Annotated in this window: 1 protein-coding gene; it reads left to right on the top strand. The window is 70.4% G+C overall.

The window, feature by feature from the left end; translation table 11 throughout:
- The coding region (locus ACF089_RS35875) for an amino acid adenylation domain-containing protein (protein ID WP_392036422.1) at nucleotides 1–2168 on the top strand (2168 nt) is incomplete at both ends.

A 2168-nucleotide genomic window follows, 5' to 3' on the forward strand; every position in this document is an offset into this window, starting at 1 on the left:
CGGCTGGATTACGCGGAGTCGTTGGGCGAGCTGCTGGAGCGGGTGCAGCGTGAGCAGTCGGAGCTGCTGGATCATCAGTATCTGAGCCTCGCGGATATCCAGCGGATCGCGGGGACCGGGACCGGAGAACTCTTCGACACCACCACGATCTTCGAGAACTACCCGCTGGCGCTCGACGAGATCGTCGGCCCCGACAGCGAACTCCGTCTCACCGGTATGGAGACCCACGGCGAAGGCGTCACGCACTATCCGCTGACCCTCTCGATCGCTCCCGGCGACGGAATGACGGTCCGGTTGACCTATCGCCCCGACTGCTTCGACCACGAGACGGTCGAGACCGTCATGGCCCGCTTCCTCGGACTGCTGGAGGCCGTCGCCGACCGGCCGGACGAGCGCATCGGCCGACTGGACGCGCTCTCGGAGCGCGAACGCCGGCAGCTGTTGACCGGATGGAACCCGCCGGGCCCGGAGACGGCCCCCCGCTCTCTGCCGGAGCTGTTCCAGGAACGCGTGGAGCAGGCGCCGGACGCCGCGGCCCTCGCCTTCGAGGACGAGTCGCTGAGCTACGCGGAGCTGAACGCGCGCGCGAACAGGCTGGCACGGTTGCTCATCGACGCCGGGGTGGGGCCCGAGCGGATGGCGGCCCTCGCGCTGCCGCGCTCGGCGGAGATGGTCGTCGCCATACTGGCCGTGCTCAAGGCGGGCGGCGCGTATGTGCCGGTGGACCCCGAATACCCGGCCGACCGTATCGCGTACATGCTGGGCGACGCCCGGCCCGTGTGCGTGCTGACGACGGCCGACGCGGCTTCCGGCCTGCCCGACACAGACCTTCCCCGGGTGGTGCTCGACGCCCCGGCCACCCTCGAAGCACTGGCCGGATGCTCGGCGGCCGACCCCGACGACGCGGACCGCCCGCGCCCGCTCCTGCCCGAGCATCCGGCCTACGCCATCTACACCTCGGGCTCGACCGGCAGGCCCAAGGGCGTGGTGGTGTCACACCGCAATGTGCAGCGGCTCATGGAGTCCCTGCTGCCCGAGTACCCCTGCGGCCCCGGCGATGTGTGGACGCTCTTCCACTCGTACTCCTTCGACGTCTCCGTCTGGGAGATGTGGGGCGCGCTGCTGAGCGGCGGCAAGCTGGTCGTCGTCCCCTTCAGCATCGCCCGATCCCCCTCCGATCTGCTGCGGCTGCTGGTGCGCGAGCGGGTCACCGTCCTCAACGAGACACCGTCCGCGTTCTTCCAGCTCGACCAGGCCGACCAGGACGAGCCGCACATCGGCCGGGAGCTGGCCCTGCGATGGATCATGCTCGCGGGCGAGGCGCTGGATCCGAGCCGGCTGACCGGCTGGTACGAGCGCCACGCCGGCGACGGCTCGGTCGTGGTCAACGCGTACGGCCCCACCGAGGCCACCGTCTACACCAGCCATATCGCCCTGACCGGGGATGCGACCGCTTCCACGGCCAGCGTCATCGGACACCCGGTGCCCGACCTGAGGCTGCATGTGCTGGATGCGGGTCTGCGGCTGGCGCCGGTCGGTGTGGTGGGTGAGCTGTACGTCTCCGGGGAGGGTGTGGCCCGTGGGTATGCGGGTCGGGCGGCGTTGACGGCGGGGCGGTTCGTCGCGGATCCGTTCGGCGGTCCGGGCGGGCGGATGTATCGGACGGGGGATCTGGTGCGCCGGCGGCGTGACGGGAGTCTGGAGTATGTGGGCCGGGCCGATGGTCAGGTGAAGGTGCGGGGGTTCCGGATCGAGCTGGGGGAGATCGAGGCCGCGCTGCTGCGGCAGGACGGGGTGGGTCAGGCCGCTGTCCTCGTCCGCACCGACGACCCGGACGACCAGCGGCTGGTGGCGTACGCGGTCCCCGAGTCGGGCGCCGCGCTCGACGGCCCGGGCCTGCGCCGGGGCGTCGCCGAGCATCTCCCCGCCTATATGGTCCCCGCCGCGGTCGTGGTGCTGGACGAGCTTCCCCTCACGGTGAACGGGAAGCTGGATCGCCGGGCTCTGCCGGCTCCCTACTTCGCCGCGCAGCCGATTGACGACACACCCCGTACGGCCCACGAGGAAAAGATGTGCGAACTCTTCGCGGAGGTTTTGGGGGTGCCGCGGGTGGGGGTTCATGACAGTTTCTTCGAGTTGGGTGGGCATTCGTTGTTGGCGACTCGTTT

This window comes from Streptomyces sp. NPDC014894 (assembly GCF_043080985.1).
In the GTDB taxonomy this organism is placed as follows: domain Bacteria; phylum Actinomycetota; class Actinomycetes; order Streptomycetales; family Streptomycetaceae; genus Streptomyces.